The sequence below is a fragment of the Pseudoduganella sp. SL102 genome (assembly GCF_027856995.1).
GTDB lineage: Bacteria > Pseudomonadota > Gammaproteobacteria > Burkholderiales > Burkholderiaceae_D > Rugamonas > Rugamonas albidiflava.
In genome coordinates this window covers 7,383,692-7,401,133 of sequence record NZ_CP115554.1, presented here as the reverse complement: position 1 = coordinate 7,401,133, position 17,442 = coordinate 7,383,692, and the positions used below count along the sequence as shown (strand labels likewise).

Here is a 17,442-nt window from a genome sequence, read left to right as displayed (position 1 = left end):
GTGTTCGGCCTGTGTTCGGTCTGTCTTCGATCTGTGTTCGGTCTTGCTGTTGGTTCTTTTGCGACGTGTATTTCTCCAGGGAGGAAATCATGGCATCGATCCGGCTGTTTGTCCTGCTGCTCCTGGCGTTACCCGGCTTGCTGCACGCGCAGCAGGCGGAGCCACCGCGTAACGGCACGCTGGCCAAGATCGCGCGCGATGGCTACATCACGCTGGGCGTGCGCGAAGGGTCGGTGCCGTTCTCCTACCTGGACGACAAGGGCCGCTTCATCGGCTACTCGGTCGACCTGTGCATGAAGATCGTCGACGAAGTGAAGAAGCGCCTGAACAAGCCGGTGGAAGTGAAGATAACGCCGGTATCCGCCAGCAACCGCATCCCGCTGATGGCGAACGGCACCATCGACCTCGAATGCGGCTCCACCACCAACAATGCCGAGCGCGCGCGGCAGGTGGCCTTCTCGCCCACCATCTTCGTGATCGCCAACCGGCTGTTGACGCGCAAGACGGCCAATATCCGCACGCTGGCGGACATGAAGGGCAAGACGCTGGTGGCCACCGCCGGCACCACCACGCTGAAGCAGATGACGGCGCTGAACCGCGAGCGCAACCTCGGCATGCGCATCGTGGTCGGCAAGGATCATCCCGAGTCCTTCCTGATGCTGGAAACGAATCGCGCCAATGCCGAGGCGAACGACGATATCCTGCTGGCGGCCCAGGTGGCCGGTTCGAAGCAGCCGGCCGACTACGCGATCGGCACCGAGGCGCTGTCGCTCGAGCCGTACGCCATCATGCTGCGCCGCGGCGACGCACCGTTCAAGGAAGCGGTCGATGCGGCACTGCGTGCCGCCTTCGCGTCGCCCGATTTTCCGCGCCTGTATGCGAAATGGTTCACCAGCCCGGTCCCGCCGAAAGGCATCAACCTGAACGTGCCGATCTCGCCGCAGCTGCAGAAGGTGCTGGCCAATCCCACCGATTCGTCCGACCCCGCCGCCTATCGCTGACCGGCCAGTGGCTGAGCGGCTGACCGGCTGACCCCGCGGCGTCCGATGGACTATCACTGGAACTGGGCGATATTCGGCGAGCTGTCGCCGGATGGCGTAAACACCTACTGGCAGATGCTGCTGTCCGGCCTGGGCTGGACGCTGGCCACGTCGCTGGCCGGCTGGGTGATGGCGCTGGCGCTGGGCGCGCTGGCCGGCATTGCCCGCACCCTGCCGCAGCGCCCGCTGCGCATGGCGGCCGGCGCCTATATCGAACTGTTCCGCAACGTGCCGCTGCTGGTGCAGATGTTCCTGTGGTTCTTCGTGGTGCCCGAGCTGCTGCCGCGCGCCGCGGGCGACTGGCTGAAGGCGCTGCCGCAGGCGCCGTTCGTCACCGCCGTGATCTGCCTGGGTTTCTTCACGTCCGCGCGGGTGGCCGTGCAGGTCGCCGCCGGCGTCGACGCGCTGGCGGGCGGCCAGGCCCAGGCCGCCCTGGCCCTGGGGCTCACGCGTCCGCAAGCGTACCGGTACGTGCTGCTGCCGCTGGCAGTCCGGATCGTTCTTCCCCCGCTGGCGAGCGAATTCCTCAACATCATCAAGAACAGTTCGGTGGCGCTGACCATCGGCCTGGTGGAGCTGACGGCCAGCGCCCGCGCGATCCAGGAATTCTCGTTCCAGGTGTTCGAAGCCTATGCGGCGGCCACCGTGCTGTACGTGGCGGTGAACCTGGCCGTCACCGCCGGCATGAACGTCCTCGAGCGCCGGCTGGCCTTGCCCGGTTCGCTGGGAGCGCGCTGATGGAGTTCGACTTCGACGTGATCCGGCGGTCCTGGGCGGACGTGCTGCTGACCGGCATGACCTTCACCCTGCGGCTGACGGTACTGGCCATGGCCGGCGGGGTGGTGCTCGGCACGCTGCTGGCGCTGGCCCGGCTGTCCGGCTTTCGCCCCCTGGCGCTGCTGGCCGCCGGCTACGTCAACCTGATCCGCGCGGTGCCGCTGGTGCTGGTGATCTTCTGGTTTTATTTTCTCGTGCCGTACCTGGCCGCCTGGGTGATTGGTGCCGACGAACCCGTGCGCGTCGGCGCGTTCTGGTCCGCGCTGATCACGTTCACCCTGTTCCAGGCAGCCTACTACTGCGAGATCATGCGCGGCGGCATCGGTGCCATCTCGCGCGGCCAGGTGCATGCCGCGCAGGCGCTGGGCATGCGCTACTGGCAGTGCATGGGCTACGTGGTGCTGCCGCAGGCCCTGCGCAACATGCTGCCGGTGCTGCTGACGCAGACCATCGTGCTGTTCCAGGACGTGTCGCTGGTGTACGTGCTGTCGGTGCCCGATTTCGTCGGCGCCGCGGCCCGCGTCGCCCAGCGCGACGGGCGGCTGGTGGAAATGTACAGCTTCGTCGCGGTGGTCTACTTCGTGATGTGCTGTGCCTTGTCGGCCCTGGTGCGGCGCTTGCAGCGTGCAAGAAGGTAAAATGGCGCATTCCTGTTCCATTTTTTGCGATCGCTTCCCCGGGCCGCATTTCGAGACCGCACTTCCAGGCTAGTCATGTCCACCACCTTCGACACCCCATCTTCCCTGACCATCATCCGCCCGGACGACTGGCACCTTCACCTGCGCGACGGCGCCACCATGGCCAGCGTGCTGCCGCACAGCGCGCGCCAGTTCGGCCGCGCCATCGTGATGCCGAACCTGAAGCCGCCCGTCACCACCGTTGCCCAGGCAGCCGCCTACCGCGACCGCATCCTGGCGGCGCTGCCGGCCGAGCTGTCGTTCGAGCCGCTGATGACGCTGTACCTCACCAACAACACGTCGCCGGACGAGATCCGCCGCGCCGCGGAGTCCGATTTCGTGCATGCGGTGAAGCTGTACCCGGCCGGTGCCACCACCAATTCCGATGCCGGCGTCACGGACCTGGCCAACTGCTACAAGGTGCTGGAAGTGATGCAGGAAACCGGCCTGCCGTTCCTCGTGCATGGCGAAGTGACGGATGGCGACATCGACCTGTTCGACCGCGAAGCCGTGTTCATCGAGCGCGTCATGCGCCCGCTGCGCAAGAGCTTCCCGGCGCTGAACGTGGTGTTCGAGCACATCACCACCAAGGATGCCGCGCAATACGTGGCCGAGGCCGAAGGCCCGATCGCCGCCACGATCACCGCGCACCACCTGCTGTACAACCGCAACGAGATCTTCAAGGGCGGCATCCGGCCCCATTACTATTGCCTGCCCGTGCTCAAGCGCGAAGAGCACCGCCTGGCGCTCGTCACGGCCGCCACCAGCGGCGACGAGCGCTTCTTCCTCGGCACCGACTCGGCACCGCACGCGCAGGGCGCCAAGGAGTCGGCTTGCGGCTGCGCCGGCTGCTATACCGCGCTGCACGCGATGGAGCTGTACGCCGAGGCATTCGAACGCGCCGGCGCGCTGGACAAGCTGGAAGCCTTCGCCAGCCTGAACGGCCCGGCCTTCTATGGCCTGCCGCCGAACGAGGGCACGATCACGCTGAATCGCGAAGAATGGACGCTGCCGCAGTCGCTGCCGTTCGGCGAACAGGAAGTGGTGCCGCTGAACGCCGGCGAAACCATCAACTGGCGGATGGCGTAACATCGGTGCTGCCCGCGGTCGACTGGTCCCGGCCATGGTATGACGCGGTGCGCGCGGCCGCCGGGGCGGTCGATCCGCGCGACGTCATCGGGACCTTCAGCGCGCGCGCCGCTGCGCTGGAGCTGGTCAACCACGCCGGCCTGCCGATCCGCTTCGTGCCACAGGCCGCGCTGCCCGAAGGGACGGCGTATGAAGAACATATCGGCGCCACCGGCTGCGTGCCCACGCGCGACAACATGCACGATTTCTTCAACGGCCTGGTGTGGCTGAGTTTCCCGCTCATCAAGCGCGAGCTCAACGCCTTGCAGGCGGCACAGATCGCGCGCGACGGCATCCGTGGCGAGCGCGGCCCGGCACGCGACGCGGCCACGCTGTTCGACGAGAATGCGGCCCTGCTCGTCGTGCCGGATACCGCACCAGGCCACGCGCTGGCCGACGCGCTGCGCAACCACCACTGGCGCGAAGCCTTCGTCGCGCGCGCCGGCGCGTTCGGCAGCGAGGCGCAGGTCTGGCTGTTCGGCCATGCGCTGATGGAAAAGCTGGTGGCACCCTACAAGGCGATCACCGCGCATACACTGGTGGTGGCCGCGCCAGCCAGCTGGTTCGCGTTGCCGCGCAATGCACAGCAGGCATGGCTCGATGCGCACCTGGCGGAGCGCCTGCGCACGACCGGCTTGTGCAAGGCCGATTTCACGCCGCTGCCGGTACTGGGCATTCCGGGCTGGTGGGGCGGGCAGGACGATGCATTCTATGATGACACCACCGTGTTCCGCGCCAAGCGGAGCGCACCCACCCTGGAGAAACCATGACTGTACGAACCATCCGCTGGGGCATCCTCGGCACCGGCAGGATTGCCAAGGACTTTGCCGCCGCGCTGAAGGATACGCCCGATGCCGTGCTCGCGGCCGTTGCGTCGAGAAGTGTTGATAGCGCTACCAGTTTCGCCACCGAGCATGGCTCGCATGAATTGACGAAGAGCCACGGCAGTTACCAGGCGCTGGCGGACGATCCGGATGTCGATGCGATCTATGTTGCCACGCCCCATCCGATGCACCGCGAGAACGCGCTGATGTGCCTGAACGGCGGCAAGCACGTCCTGGTCGAAAAGGCCTTCACCGTCAACCGCCGCGAAGCGGAAGACATCGTGGCATTGGCGCGCGAGAAAAAGCTGTTCGCGATGGAAGCGATGTGGACGCGCTTCCAGCCCGCGGTGCTGGAAGCGAAGCGCATCGTGGACAGCGGCGAAATCGGCACCGTGGCCACCGCGCAGGGCGACCTGGGCTTCTACTCCGACGCCGGCCCCGAGCACCGGTTGTTCAATCGCGCGCTGGGCGGCGGCTCATTGCTGGACCTGGGCATCTATCCGCTGTCGATCGCGGCATACTTCCTCGGGCCCGTGAAGGCAGTGCAGGCCGTGGGCCAGGTGGGCCCGACAGGCGTCGACCTGCAATGCACCTTCGCGCTGCAGCACGAGAACGGTTGCCTGGCCGCCGGTACGGCCAGCCTGGCCGCGCGAACGCCGGCCGAGTTCACGGTGTGCGGCAGCCAGGGCTTCGTGCGCCTGCACGGCCGCTTCCACAACACGGAAGAATTGACGGTGGAATTGCACGACGGGAGCCGGCGTACGCAGTGCCTGCCGCGCATCGGCAACGGCTATGCGCACGAGATCATCGAAGTGAACCGCTGCCTGCGCGCAGGCCTGACTGAAAGCCCCGTGATGCCGCTCGATGAAACGCTGGCGCTGATGGGCGTGCTGGACGAGATGCGGCGGCAGATCGGCGTCGTGTACGACGCCGACCGCTGATCAGCGAACGCTGTTGTCCACGCGGCGCTTGCGTGGCAGCAGCAGCACGCCGGCGCCGACCAGCAGCATGGACCAGCTGGATGGGCGATCGGCCAGCAATTGCCCGGCCGGGTCGGCGGCCTTGTGGGCCTGGCGCACGGTTGCCGGCGACGCCTTGGTGCTGGCCATTGCCGGGGTGGTGCTGGCGGCCGTGGAAGCGGTGTTTTCCGCGGCAGGTGCCGCAAGCGCCTGGGTGGCAAACGCTAAAGATGCAACGAAGAAATATTTTTTGATAGATAGCATTTATTTAACGATTAGTCCAGATTGATTCGCATTCTAATGTTGCATTCGATTCAATACAACGACTTTATTCATTGAAGCATATGCAAGGTGTTGCAATGCAGCACGAACATCCTGCGTTACACTGCTTTGGTGACCCAGAAAGGCTTATCCATGTCCACCAGCCAGCGCTCCCTCGACCTTAAAACGATCTTGCTTGCCACCGGCGTCGTGCTGACGCTGGCCATGGGCGTGCGCCATGGTTTCGGCTTCTGGATGCAGCCCATCTCCCAGGAAAATGGCTGGAGCCGCGAAACCTATTCGCTGGCGATGGCCCTGCAGAACCTGCTGTGGGGAGCGTTCGGGCCGTTCGCCGGCATGGTGGCCGACCGTTGGGGCACCATGCGGGTCGTGCTGGCCGGCGCATTTGCGTACATGGCCGGCCTGGTCTGGATGGCCACGGTGTCCGATCCTTTCCTGTTCATCGCCGGCTCCGGCGTGCTGATCGGGCTGGGCCTGGCCTGCACCGCGTTCGGCGCCGTCAGCGGCATCATCGGCCGTGCTGCACCGCCAGAAAAACGCTCGTGGGCATTCGGCATTTCCGGTGCCGCCAGCTCGTTCGGCCAGTTCCTGCTGATGCCCATCGAGCAGACCCTGATCTCGCAGGCCGGCTGGCAAAACGCGCTGTATCTGCTGGCCGCCATCGTGGTGTTCCTGATGGTGCCCATGGCATTCCGGCTGCGCGAACCGGTGGCGCCGGCGGCTACCGGCCATCGGCAAGGGATTCGCGAAGCGCTGGGCGAAGCCCTGGGCAACCGCTCGTTCCTGCTGCTGGTGGCCGGTTATTTCGTGTGCGGCTTCCAGCTCGTGTTCATCGGCGTGCACATGCCGGCGTACCTGAGGGACAAGGGCGTGGCCGATCCCAAGGTGGCCGTGGTGGCACTGGCGCTGATCGGCCTGTTCAACATCTTCGGCTCTTACTGGGCGGGCAAGCTGGGTGGCCGGCTGCCGAAGCGCTACCTGCTGTCGTTCATCTACTTCGCCCGTGCCGCGGTGATCACGCTGTTCGTCGCGCTGCCGCTGTCGCCGCTGTCCGTGTACTTGTTCGCGGCGGCAATGGGCGTGCTGTGGCTGTCCACGGTGCCGCTGACGAACGGCATCATCGCCGGCGTGTTCGGCCTGTCCCACATGTCGATGCTGGCCGGCGTGGTGTTCTTCTCGCACCAGGTCGGCAGTTTCCTCGGCGTCTGGCTGGGCGGCTACCTGTTCGACCTGCAAGGCAGTTACGACGTGGTGTGGACCATTTCGATCGGCCTGGGCGTGCTGGCCGGCCTGGCCAACCTGCCCATCGACGAGCGGGCGCTGGTTCGACCGCAACTGAAGGTTGCCTGAACGTGGTTGCCTGAGCGTGGATGCGTGAATGTGCTTGCGTGAATGTGCTTGCGTGAATGTGGTTGTGTAAATGTGGTTGCGTGACCGATGTAACGAGGAGGTGGAATGAGGAATCCGCGTTGGCGCCGGCTGCTCGCGTGGTGCCTGGTCGCCCTGGTGCTGGCGGCGTGCTTTGCCGCCTACCTGCAACCGGCGTTCATGTTCGACATGGCGACGCGCATCGTCATGTGTTTTTGAGCTCGTCGTTCCGGAAAATCTGCGAGCGCGAATGGCGCGACAGTGTCAGTACCCCGGCGCCGGCCAGCAGCAGCATCCAGATGGCCGGTTCGGGCACGGCGATCACCTCGACGCCCAGCAGTTCCGTATAACCCTGGTTGAGAACCTGGTGGTCATAGCCCGGACCGAACAGGGCGAAGTCGATGCGGCTGGTCTGCAGCCCGGCATTCGCATACAGCAGGTACTCGTACTCGAAACGGAAGTGGCCGGGCAAGCCTGTGAAGGCATGCGTTGCGCCGCTGTCGAACGATCCCGAGGGATCGTAGTTCGCCCAGACCGGCAGCGCGGCGGGCGTGCCGGACGACATGTCCGCAAAGACGGGCGGAGGCGGCGGCTGCAGCAGGCCGGGGTATTCCGGTACCTCGGTGGAGACATGGTCGCCGCTCAGGTACACGCCGGCCTCGAATCCGGGCGCGCCATCGATCAGGCGCGGCACCTGCGCGGGAAGCAGCGTGCCGATGATCCAGAATTGCGCGGTATGCTCGCCGATGGCCGTCACGTCGAGATCGACGTGCGCCGCATCGCGCCAGTGACCCGCCACATCATAGGTCACGTCACGGTAGTGGGAAGTGGTCTGCAGGCCGTTTTCGATGACGACTTCGTCGCGCAGTGTATGGACGACATTGAAACGCTCGCCGGTTTCCCGGAAGCTGGCGTTGCTGTAGACCGAGGCGCTGGTGTCGTCGATGCCGGTGGTGGCGTAAACGGCGGTAAATGTCATCACCGGGGCGGCGGATGCGCCCGCGGCGGCGAACAGCAGGGGTAGTGACACGAACAATGAGCGCATCGGTCGAAACATGTTTCCCCCTGGATTGTCGATTGTTTTTTTTATATTGCGTCAACCAGCATAGGCCATGAGTTGCAGCCTGCAAGGACAATCGGTGCTTTGTTGTGCCGGCCCCACGTTCCGGTCGGCCACGACCGGTTTCCTGTCCTGCACTCGGGTGTTGTAATCATGCCCGGCATTCATTCGGGCATTCATTCCCGGCATGATGAAGAGGCGGAGCGCCATGGGCTCTTGAACGGCGCGCCGTTCCGGAAGATGACCGACCGGGAATGGCGCGACAGTGTCAGCACGCCGGCTCCGGCAAGCAGCATCATCCAGATACCGGGCTCGGGAATCGCGACGATCTCCACGCTCATCAGTTCGGTATACGACTTGTGGCGGACTTCCTTGTCGTAGCCGGGCCCGAACAGCATGAAATCGACTTGATTGGTCAACAGATCCTCGTTCCCGTAAAGCAGGTATGAGAAGTCGTATGCGGCGAGGTCGCGCGGGGCGGTAAAGAGGTCCTCCGCGACAGCATAAAATTCCCGGCCGCTGCCGAAGTGCGTTGTCATGGGCGGCATGGCGGGCGTCGCGGATGAAGTGTTCGTGAACACCGGCGGCAGTGGTGGCTGCATGTGGCCGGGATAGCCCGGTATCGGCTCGGGCTCGTAGAAGCCCGACAGGAACACGCTGGCCTGGAAAGCCAGCTCGCCGTCGACCAGGCGCGAGGCCTGTGCGGGATCGAGCACGCCGTCGACCGTGAACTGCACGGTGTGGACGCCGTTCGCCTGGCCGACGAGACTGATCATCGCCCAATCGCGCCAGTGCGCATCCACGTCATAGGTAATGTCGAGGTAATGGTAGGTGATCCGGAGGCCGTTATCGTCATCGATGACGACCTCGTCGCGCGGCTGGTAACCGAAGTTGTAGTGGTCGCCCGTTTCCCACAGCGATGTGGTGACCCATACCCATTGTTCGAGATTGTCGATGCCCGTGGTGGCCGACCTGGCGTTGAATACCATCACGGGGGCGGCGAGCACGCCCGTGGCGGCAAACAGCAGGGCCATGGCAAGGGAGCAGCAGAGGGACAACGAGCGAAGGGACAATGAGCCCAGTGACGATGAGCCCAGTGACAATGAGCCCAGTGACGATGAGCCCAGTGGCGAATTCAGTGGTGATGAATTCAGTGAAGATGAATTCAGTGGCGATGAATTCAGTGGCGATGAAACCGGCAATCGAAGCATCGCGACCCCCTTGAAGAGTTCCGGATAAATTCCTGGCACCGCTGCATCCAGCATAGGCCAGGGATTGCAAGCTGCAAGACTTATCCGCGCATGCTTGCGCGCCACCTGCGTGACCGGGAAGCGCCGCTACACCTTCAGGAACTCTTCGCGCCCGCCCAGCCACCGTTCCAGGTGCGCTTCCACCACCGGCTGCCCGGCCGGATCGTGCAGCAGCGCGTGCGCCACGTCGCGCGCCTGGTCGACTAGCCAGCCATCCGTTTCCAGGTCGGCGAAGCGCAGCATCGCCTGGCCGGACTGGCGCGCGCCGAGGAATTCGCCGGGGCCGCGGATTTCCAGGTCGCGCCGGGCGATCTCGAAGCCGTCGGTGGTTTCCCGCATCGTGGCCAGCCGCTGCTTGGCCACGGGGCCCAGCGGGCTTTGATACAGCAGCAGGCACACGCTGGCCGCCGAGCCACGGCCCACGCGCCCGCGCAGCTGGTGCAGCTGCGACAGGCCGAAGCGCTCCGCATGCTCGATCACCATCAGCGACGCATTCGGCACGTCCACGCCCACTTCGATCACCGTGGTGGCCACCAGCACGTGCACCCGGCCGGCGCTGAAGGCATCCATCACCTCCTGCTTCTCGGCCGGCTTCATGCGGCCATGCACCAGGCCTACCTGCAGGTCCGGCAGCGCCGCGGCCAGCGTTTCATAGGTTTCCGTCGCGGTCTGCAATTGCAGCGCTTCCGATTCCTCGATGAGCGGGCATACCCAGTACACCTGGCGGCCGTCCAGCGCGGCCGCGTGCACCCGCGCGATCACCTCGTCGCGCCGGTTCTGGTCGATCACGCGCGTGACGATCGGCGTGCGGCCCGGCGGCAGCTCGTCGATCACGGACACCTCCAGGTCGGCGTAGTACGTCATCGCCAGCGTGCGCGGGATCGGCGTGGCGGACATCATCAGCTGGTGCGGCACCAGCCCGTCGGCGCCCTTGTTGCGCAGCGTGAGGCGCTGGCCCACGCCGAAGCGGTGCTGCTCGTCGACGATGACGAGGCCCAGCCGGGCGAATTGCACCGTTTCCTGGATCAGCGCGTGCGTGCCGATCACCAGCCGCGCCTCGCCCGACTCGGCCAGTGCCGAAGCCGCCGCCTTGTCTTTTTTCTTCAGGCTGCCGGTCAGCCACGCCACCTTCACGCCCAGCGGTTCCATCCACGCGGCGATCTTGCGGAAGTGCTGCTCGGCCAGGATCTCGGTGGGCGCCATCAGCGCGGCCTGGAAGCCGCTGTCGATGGCCTGCGTCGCGGCCAGCGCCGCGACGACGGTCTTGCCGCTGCCCACGTCGCCCTGCAGCAGGCGCTGCATCGGGTAGGGCTGGCGCAGGTCGGCGCGGATTTCCTCCAGCACGCGCGCCTGCGCGCCCGTCAGCCGGAACGGCAGCGCCTTCTGGAATGCCGCGGTCAGCGCGCCCACCGCCTCGAGCGGCGCCGCGCCCTTCTGGCGGCGCGCGTCCTGTGCGCGCTTCAGCGACAGCTGCTGGGCCAGCAGCTCGTCGAACTTCATGCGGATCCAGGCCGGATGCGAGCGCTCCGCCAGCGCGTACTCGTCCACCTGCGAGGGCGGGTGGTGCAGCAGCTTCACCGCCGGCTCGAAGGCTTGCAGCTGCAGCCTGTCCAGCAGCCGCGGCGGCAGCGTGTCGGTCCAGTCCACGCGCCCCATCGCGTCGGCGATCGCGCGGCGCAGCACGTACTGCGACAGGCCTTCGCCGGATGGATAGACAGGGGTAAGGGAAGTCGGCAGCGGTGCTCCCGCGTTGACCACCTTGTACGTGGGGTGCACCATCTCGGCGCCGAAGAAGCCGTGTTTCAGCTCGCCGCGGGCACGCACCCGGGTGCCTTCCGCCAGCTGCCTGGACTGGCTGCCATAGAAATTCATGAAGCGCAGCATCAGTTCGCCCGTGTCGTCGGCGATGTGGACGATCATCTGCTTGCGCGGCTTGTACGTGATCTCGTTCTTGGTGACGATGCCCTCGACCTGCGACGTCTGGCCGCCGCGCAGGCAGGCCGTGCGGATGTCGATTACCTCGGTCTCGTCCTCGTAGCGCATGGGCAGGTGCAGCACCAGGTCCATGTCGGTACGCAGGCCGAGCTTGGCCAGCTTGCTTTCGGCGGTGGCAGCCCGGGATGCGGCGGCTTTCTTGACGGGGGGCTTGCTTTGCTTCGTTTCGGCCATGGTTGGGTGATGCGTTTTTCTCGGCTACGGAGCAGTAGCGTACAATAGAAGGTTGCCCAATGCTTTTTCAGCGGAATTGCCCGCGCAGCGTCATCCGTGCGCGCTACCGCCAGAACACGATATGTATTCGCTTTCCGACTTCGATTTTAACTTGCCCCCCGAGCGCATTGCTCAGTTTCCGCTGCCGGACCGCAGCGCTTCCCGCCTGCTGCACGTGGATGAGACCCGCCTGCACGACCGCAGGTTCACCGACATCCTCGACCTGCTGCAGCCCGGCGACCTGCTGGTGATGAACGATACGCGCGTGCTGAAGGCGCGCTTCTTCGGCGTGAAGGACAGCGGCGGCAAGGTCGAGGTGCTGGTCGAGCGCGTGCTCGATACGCGCACCGTGCTGGCCCAGGTCCGCGCGTCGAAGTCGCCCGGCCCCGGCGTGAGGATCCGCCTGGCCGACGCCTTCGACGTGACGGTGGGCGAGCGTGCCGGCGAGTTCTTCACGTTGAAGTTCGATGCCGACGTGTTCGACCTGATCGAGCAGTACGGCCGCCTGCCGCTGCCGCCCTACATCGAGCATGCGCCCGGCGAGGTGGATGAAACGCGCTACCAGACGGTGTTCAACAAGGTGCCGGGCGCCGTCGCGGCGCCCACCGCCGGGCTGCACTTCGATGAGGCGCTGCTGCAGAAACTGAAGGACAAGGGCGTTAATTTCGCCTATGTCACGCTGCACGTGGGCGCCGGCACGTTCCAGCCGGTGCGCACCGAGAACCTGGCCGAGCACAAGATGCACACCGAGTGGTACACGATGCCACAGGCCACCGTCGACGCGGTGAAAGCCGCGCGCGCCGCGGGCCGCGACGTGATCGCCGTCGGCACCACCAGCCTGCGCGCGCTGGAATCGGCGTCGCAGTCGGGCACGATCGAGGCGGGCAGCGCCGACACGGCGCTGTTCATCACGCCGGGCTACCGCTTCAAGTCCGTCACGCGCCTGATCACCAACTTCCACCTGCCGAAGTCCACGCTGCTGATGCTGGTCTCGGCGTTCGCCGGTTACGACGAGATCCGCGCCGCCTATGCGCACGCGATCGCCAGCGAATACCGCTTCTTCAGCTATGGCGACGCCATGCTGCTGACGACGCCCAACCGGGCCTGACGGAAAACCAACGGATACCTGAACGGATACCCCAACGATGCTGGAATTCAAACTGATCAAGACCGATACCACGGGTCTGACGAAGGCGCGCCGCGGCACGCTGAAACTGAACCATGGCGTGGTGCAGACGCCGATCTTCATGCCGGTCGGCACCTACGGTTCCGTGAAGGCGATGTCGCCGCTGGAACTGAAGGAAATCGGCGCCCAGATCATCCTGGGCAATACCTTCCACCTGTGGCTGCGGCCCGGCAATGCCGTGACGGGCAAGTTCGGCGGCCTGCACAAGTTCATGGGCTGGGACAAGCCGATCCTGACCGACTCCGGCGGCTTCCAGGTGTTCTCGCTGGGCGAGATGCGCAAGATCACGGAAGAGGGCGTGCACTTCAACTCGCCCATCAATGGCGACAAGCTGTTCCTGTCACCCGAGATCTCGATGCAGATCCAGCGCGTGCTGAATTCGGACATCGTGATGCAGTTCGACGAATGCACGCCGTATGAAATCGACGGCCGCCCGGCCACGCTGGAAGAAGCGGCGAAGTCGATGCGCATGTCGCTGCGCTGGGCCCAGCGCTCGATGAACGAGTTCAAGGCGGGCGAGAATCCCAACGCGCTGTTCGGCATCGTCCAGGGCGGCATGTTCGAGTCGCTGCGCGACGAATCGCTGGCCGGCCTGGAAGAGATCGATTTTCCCGGCCTGGCGATCGGCGGCCTGTCCGTCGGCGAGCCGAAGGAAGACATGATGCGCGTGCTCGAGCACATCGGCCCGCGCCTGCCGGCCAACAAGCCGCACTACCTGATGGGCGTGGGCACGCCGGAAGACCTGGTGGCCGGCGTCAGCAACGGCGTCGACATGTTCGACTGCGTCATGCCGACCCGCAATGCGCGCAATGGCTGGATCTTCACCCGCTTCGGCGACATCAAGATCAAGAACGCCCGCTACAAGGAAGACACCGAGCCGTTCGATGCCACCTGCTCGTGCTACGCCTGCCGGAACTTCTCGCGCGCCTACCTGCACCACCTGCACCGCGCGCAGGAAATCCTGGGGGCACGGCTGAACACCATCCACAACCTGCACTTCTACCTGGACATCATGCAGCAGATGCGCGATGCGCTGGACGAAGACCGCTTCCCCGAGTGGGTGAAGCAGTTCCATGCCGATCGCAGCAGGGGGGTGTAGGTAGTTCAAGCAGCACCCCAAAGCGAGCCCCGGGGTCAGGCCCGGCGGGTCTGACCCCAGTATCTGCAGTTGGGGTAACAGCAACGCCAGTCTGCAAACTGCCAAAACAAAACCTGCAAGAACTTCTTGCATTAGTGTAAAAGTCCCCAATCTGTGCGACTTTGGCCAGTGCTAGAATACAGCGCTGTTTTTTTTAATTACATTGGAGTCACCCGTGTTCATTTCCAACGCTTATGCTCAAACCGCCGGCGCCGCCGATGCGTCGATGATGAGCAACCTCTCGACGTTCGTTCCGCTGATCCTGATGTTCGTGGTCATGTACTTCCTCATGATCCGTCCCCAGCAGAAGCGCGCCAAGGAACAGAAAGCCATGATGGACGCACTCGCCAAGGGCGACGAAGTCGTGACGGTCGGCGGCATCCTGGGCCGGGTCTCCCGCGTGACCGATGCCTACGTGACGGTGGAAGTGGCGCCGAACACCGAGATCGTGGTGCAGAAAGCCTCGGTTACCACGCTGCTGCCGAAAGGCACGCTGAAGGGGCTGTAAGCCTCGCACAGGAAGCGGGCGGCATCACCGCCCGCTTTTGTTATCGGCCAACCACGCTGAAGATCATGAATCGTTATCCCATCTGGAAATACATCCTCATTGCCATCGTCGTGCTGCTGGGGGCACTGTACACGGCTCCCAACTACATGGGCGAATCGCCTGCGCTGCAGATCACCAGCGGAAAATCCACGGTGAAGGTGGATAGCGATATCGTCACCCGCGTCGAGCAGCTGCTGGCCGAGGCGAAGCTGCCCACGTCCGGCGTCACCTTCGATGCCGGCTCGAGCAGCCCCTCCGTGCGCGCCCGCTTCACCGATATCGACACGCAGTTCAAGGCCAGGCTCGCGCTGGAACGCGGCCTGAATACCGACCCGGAAGATCCGGCCTACATCGTCACCAACAACCTGATGGCCAATACGCCGGCATGGATGCAGAAGCTCGGCGCCCACCCGATGTACCTGGGCCTCGACCTGCGCGGCGGCGTGCACTTCCTGATGCAGGTGGATACGAAGGCCGCGCTGAACAAGCGCATCCAGGGCTTCCAGGCCGCCATCCGCGGCGAGCTGCGCGACAAGAACGTGCGCCACGCCGGCATCGAGCGCGTGGGCGACGCGATCATCGTGAAATTCCGCGACGACGCCACCCGCCAGGCCGCCCGCAAGGCACTCGGCGAAATGAACGAGCTGCAGTTCGCCGACGGCACCAGCGGCGCCGACCTGACGCTGACCGCGTCGATGAAGCCGGCCGCCCTGAAGGCCACGCTGGACAACGGCGTGAAGCAGAACATCGCCACGCTGTCCAAGCGCGTCAATGAACTGGGCGTTTCCGAGCCGATCATCCAGCAGCAGGGCGCGGACCGCATCGTCGTCCAGCTGCCGGGCGTGCAGGACGTGGCCCGTGCCAAGTCGATCATCGGCCGCACCGCCACGCTGGAAGTGCGCCTGGTAGACCAGTCGGTCACGCGCGGCACCGAGCTGAGCGCGGCGATCCCGTTCAATTCCGAGCTGTTCACCGTCGGCAAGAACGTGCCCGTGGTGCTGTACAAGGATGTGATCATCACCGGCGACTACATCTCGTCGGCCACGGCCACCTTCGATGAAAACCAGCAGCCGGCCGTATCGCTCGACCTGAACGGCGACGGCGGCCGCCGCATGCGCGAAGCCACCCGCGACAACGTCGGCAAGGGCATGGCCATCGTGCTGTTCGAAAAGGGCAAGCCGGAGGTCCTGTCGGTCGCCACGATCCAGGATGAACTGGGCAGCCGTTTCCGCATCACCGGCATGGGCAGCGTCGAGAACTCCACCGAACTGGCGCTGCTCCTGCGCGCCGGCGCGCTGTATGCCCCGATGCAGGTCATCGAGGAACGCCTGGTCGGCCCGCAGCTGGGCGCCGAGAACATCGCCAAGGGCTTCAATGCCACGCTGTACGGCTTCCTGGCGATCGCCGTCTTCATGATCATCTACTACATGGTGTTCGGCGTGTTCTCCGTGCTGGCACTGGCCATCAACGTGCTGCTGCTGGTGGCGATCCTGTCGCTGATGGGCATCACGCTGACCTTGCCGGGTATCGCCGCCATCGCGCTGGCACTGGGCATGGCGATCGATGCGAACGTGCTGATCAACGAGCGGGTGCGCGAGGAGCTGCGCGCCGGCGTTTCGCCGCAGGCCGCCATCTCGGCCGGCTTCGACCGCGCCTGGGCCACCATCTTCGACTCGAACGTGACGACGCTGATCGTGGCGCTGGCGCTGCTGGTGTTCGGTTCCGGTGCGATCCGCGGCTTCGCCATCGTGCACGGCCTGGGCATCCTGACCTCGATGTTCTCCGCCGTCTTCGTGTCGCGCGGCGTGGTCAACCTGTGGTACGGCCGCAAGAAGAAACTGCAGTCGCTGTCGATCGGTACCGTCTGGGTACCGAAAGAAGCCAAGTAACGGCCATCGGTCAATAAGAGGATTTCATGGAATTTTTCCGCATTCATAGAGACATCCCGTTCATGCGCTACGCGACGATCTTCAACGTCGTGTCGGCGCTGACGTTCGTGGCGGCCGTGTTCTTCCTGGTCACCAAGGGCCTGCACCTGTCGATCGAGTTCAAGGGCGGCACCGTGGTGGAGGTGAAGTACCCGCAGGCGGCCAACCTGGAACGCATGCGCGAATCGCTGCGCGGCGCCGGCTTCGAGCATCCCGAAGCCAGCACGTTCGGCACCGCAAGCGACGTGCTGATCCGCCTGCCGATCACGCCGGGTTCCAGCTCGGACACCACGTCGGCACGCGCCTTCGAGGCACTGTGCCGCGCCGAAAAGGGCGCGGTACGCCAGTTCGACCAGGTGTCGCCGCAGGGCGAGCACCATGCCCGCACGTCCTGCGTGGACGCGGCCGGCAAGGAACTCGTCTCGCTGCAGCGCGTGGAATTCGTCGGCCCGATGGTCGGCGAGGAACTGGCGCAGAACGGCGTCAACGCGCTGATCATGGTGGTGGTCGGCGTGATGCTCTACCTGGCCGTGCGGTTCGAGTGGAAATACGCCGTGGCGGCGATCATCGCCAACCTGCACGACGTGGTCATCATCATGGGCTTCTTCGCCTTCTTCCAGTGGGAATTCTCGCTGACGGTGCTGGCGGCGATCCTGGCCGTGCTGGGCTACTCGGTCAACGAATCGGTGGTGATCTTCGACCGGATCCGCGAGAACTTCCGCAAGCAGCGCAAGATGAGCGTGCAGGAAGTGATCGACAACGCGATCACGAGCACGATGTCGCGCACGATCATCACCCACGGCTGCACGGAGATGATGGTGCTGTCGATGCTGCTCTTCGGCGGCCCCACGCTGCACTACTTCGCCGTCGCGCTGACCATCGGCATCCTGTTCGGCATCTACTCCTCGGTGTTCGTCGCCGCCGCCGTCGCCATGAAGCTGGGCGTCAAGCGCGAAGACCTGATCAAGCCGGTCAAGGAAAAGGACGAGACCGACGGCGCCGTCGTCTAAGCGTCGCCGCTCCACGAATGCCGCCTCCGGGCGGCATTTTTTTCGCCTGTTGTAAAACTT

General features: G+C 65.0%; 18 protein-coding genes. 14 read left to right on the top strand and 4 right to left on the bottom strand.

Annotated features, from left to right (window positions below):
* Nucleotides 1-89: 89 nt before the first annotated feature.
* From OU994_RS31465 to OU994_RS31440, 6 genes are all read left to right on the top strand, one after another.
* Complete coding sequence (locus OU994_RS31465; protein ID WP_281609097.1) at nt 90-1,001, top strand: amino acid ABC transporter substrate-binding protein; 912 nt, start codon at nt 90-92, stop codon at nt 999-1,001.
* Nucleotides 1,002-1,046: 45 nt separating this feature from the next.
* Complete coding sequence (locus OU994_RS31460) at nt 1,047-1,778, top strand: amino acid ABC transporter permease (RefSeq protein WP_281609096.1); 732 nt, start codon at nt 1,047-1,049, stop codon at nt 1,776-1,778.
* Nucleotides 1,778-2,455, top strand: a complete 678-nt coding sequence (locus OU994_RS31455; protein WP_131148783.1) for an amino acid ABC transporter permease — start codon at nt 1,778-1,780, stop codon at nt 2,453-2,455. The genes OU994_RS31460 and OU994_RS31455 overlap by 1 nt, the downstream gene beginning before the upstream one ends.
* Before the next feature lie 75 nt (nt 2,456-2,530).
* Nucleotides 2,531-3,583: a dihydroorotase gene (pyrC, locus tag OU994_RS31450; protein WP_281609095.1), complete on the top strand. Its 1,053-nt coding sequence runs from the start codon at nt 2,531-2,533 to the stop codon at nt 3,581-3,583.
* Nucleotides 3,584-3,588: 5 nt separating this feature from the next.
* On the top strand, nt 3,589-4,392 hold the full coding sequence (locus OU994_RS31445) for a DUF3025 domain-containing protein (protein ID WP_281609094.1): 804 nt from the start codon (nt 3,589-3,591) through the stop codon (nt 4,390-4,392).
* Complete coding sequence (locus tag OU994_RS31440) at nt 4,389-5,387, top strand: Gfo/Idh/MocA family protein (protein WP_281609093.1); 999 nt, start codon at nt 4,389-4,391, stop codon at nt 5,385-5,387. Before OU994_RS31445 ends, OU994_RS31440 begins: the two co-directional genes overlap by 4 nt.
* Here the strand turns inward: OU994_RS31440 and OU994_RS31435 are convergent, their stop codons facing one another.
* Nucleotides 5,388-5,555 (bottom strand): hypothetical protein, encoded by a 168-nt coding sequence (locus tag OU994_RS31435; RefSeq protein ID WP_281609092.1) that lies wholly within the window; start codon nt 5,553-5,555, stop codon nt 5,388-5,390.
* Here OU994_RS31435 and OU994_RS31430 point away from each other — a divergent pair.
* From OU994_RS31430 to OU994_RS31420, 3 genes are all read left to right on the top strand, one after another.
* Entirely contained in the window at nt 5,545-5,694 is a 150-nt protein-coding gene (locus tag OU994_RS31430; RefSeq protein WP_281609091.1) for a hypothetical protein, read from the top strand. The genes OU994_RS31435 and OU994_RS31430 overlap by 11 nt on opposite strands.
* Before the next feature lie 125 nt (nt 5,695-5,819).
* Complete coding sequence (locus OU994_RS31425; RefSeq protein WP_281609090.1) at nt 5,820-7,037, top strand: MFS transporter; 1,218 nt, start codon at nt 5,820-5,822, stop codon at nt 7,035-7,037.
* Nucleotides 7,038-7,142: 105 nt separating this feature from the next.
* A complete protein-coding gene (locus OU994_RS31420) occupies nt 7,143-7,274 on the top strand; it encodes a hypothetical protein (protein WP_281609089.1) in 132 nt (43 codons plus the stop codon).
* On the opposite strand, the gene OU994_RS31415 is transcribed toward OU994_RS31420, so the two are convergent.
* From OU994_RS31415 to recG, 3 genes are all read right to left on the bottom strand, one after another.
* Nucleotides 7,261-8,112 carry a PEP-CTERM sorting domain-containing protein gene (locus tag OU994_RS31415; RefSeq protein WP_281609088.1) on the bottom strand — a complete coding sequence of 284 codons (852 nt, stop codon included), beginning with the start codon at nt 8,110-8,112 and terminating at the stop codon, nt 7,261-7,263. The two genes, OU994_RS31420 and OU994_RS31415, sit on opposite strands and share 14 nt — an antisense overlap.
* A 179-nt stretch (nt 8,113-8,291) precedes the next feature.
* Nucleotides 8,292-9,149: a PEP-CTERM sorting domain-containing protein gene (locus tag OU994_RS31410; RefSeq protein WP_281609087.1), complete on the bottom strand. Its 858-nt coding sequence runs from the start codon at nt 9,147-9,149 to the stop codon at nt 8,292-8,294.
* A gap of 303 nt (nt 9,150-9,452) precedes the next feature.
* On the bottom strand, nt 9,453-11,534 hold the full coding sequence (gene recG, locus OU994_RS31405) for an ATP-dependent DNA helicase RecG (protein WP_131148789.1): 2,082 nt from the start codon (nt 11,532-11,534) through the stop codon (nt 9,453-9,455).
* Between the two features lie 121 nt (nt 11,535-11,655).
* On the opposite strand from recG, the gene queA reads away from it, so the two are divergent.
* From queA to secF, 5 genes are all read left to right on the top strand, one after another.
* On the top strand, nt 11,656-12,681 hold the full coding sequence (gene queA, locus OU994_RS31400) for a tRNA preQ1(34) S-adenosylmethionine ribosyltransferase-isomerase QueA (RefSeq protein ID WP_281609086.1): 1,026 nt from the start codon (nt 11,656-11,658) through the stop codon (nt 12,679-12,681).
* 37 nt (nt 12,682-12,718) lie between these two features.
* Nucleotides 12,719-13,858: a tRNA guanosine(34) transglycosylase Tgt gene (gene tgt / locus OU994_RS31395; RefSeq protein ID WP_281609085.1), complete on the top strand. Its 1,140-nt coding sequence runs from the start codon at nt 12,719-12,721 to the stop codon at nt 13,856-13,858.
* 214 nt (nt 13,859-14,072) lie between these two features.
* Complete coding sequence (gene yajC / locus OU994_RS31390) at nt 14,073-14,405, top strand: preprotein translocase subunit YajC (RefSeq protein ID WP_131148792.1); 333 nt, start codon at nt 14,073-14,075, stop codon at nt 14,403-14,405.
* Between the two features lie 65 nt (nt 14,406-14,470).
* Entirely contained in the window at nt 14,471-16,333 is a 1,863-nt protein-coding gene (gene secD, locus OU994_RS31385; RefSeq protein WP_281609084.1) for a protein translocase subunit SecD, read from the top strand.
* A gap of 26 nt (nt 16,334-16,359) precedes the next feature.
* Entirely contained in the window at nt 16,360-17,382 is a 1,023-nt protein-coding gene (secF, locus tag OU994_RS31380; protein ID WP_281609083.1) for a protein translocase subunit SecF, read from the top strand.
* Nucleotides 17,383-17,442 lie beyond the last annotated feature (60 nt).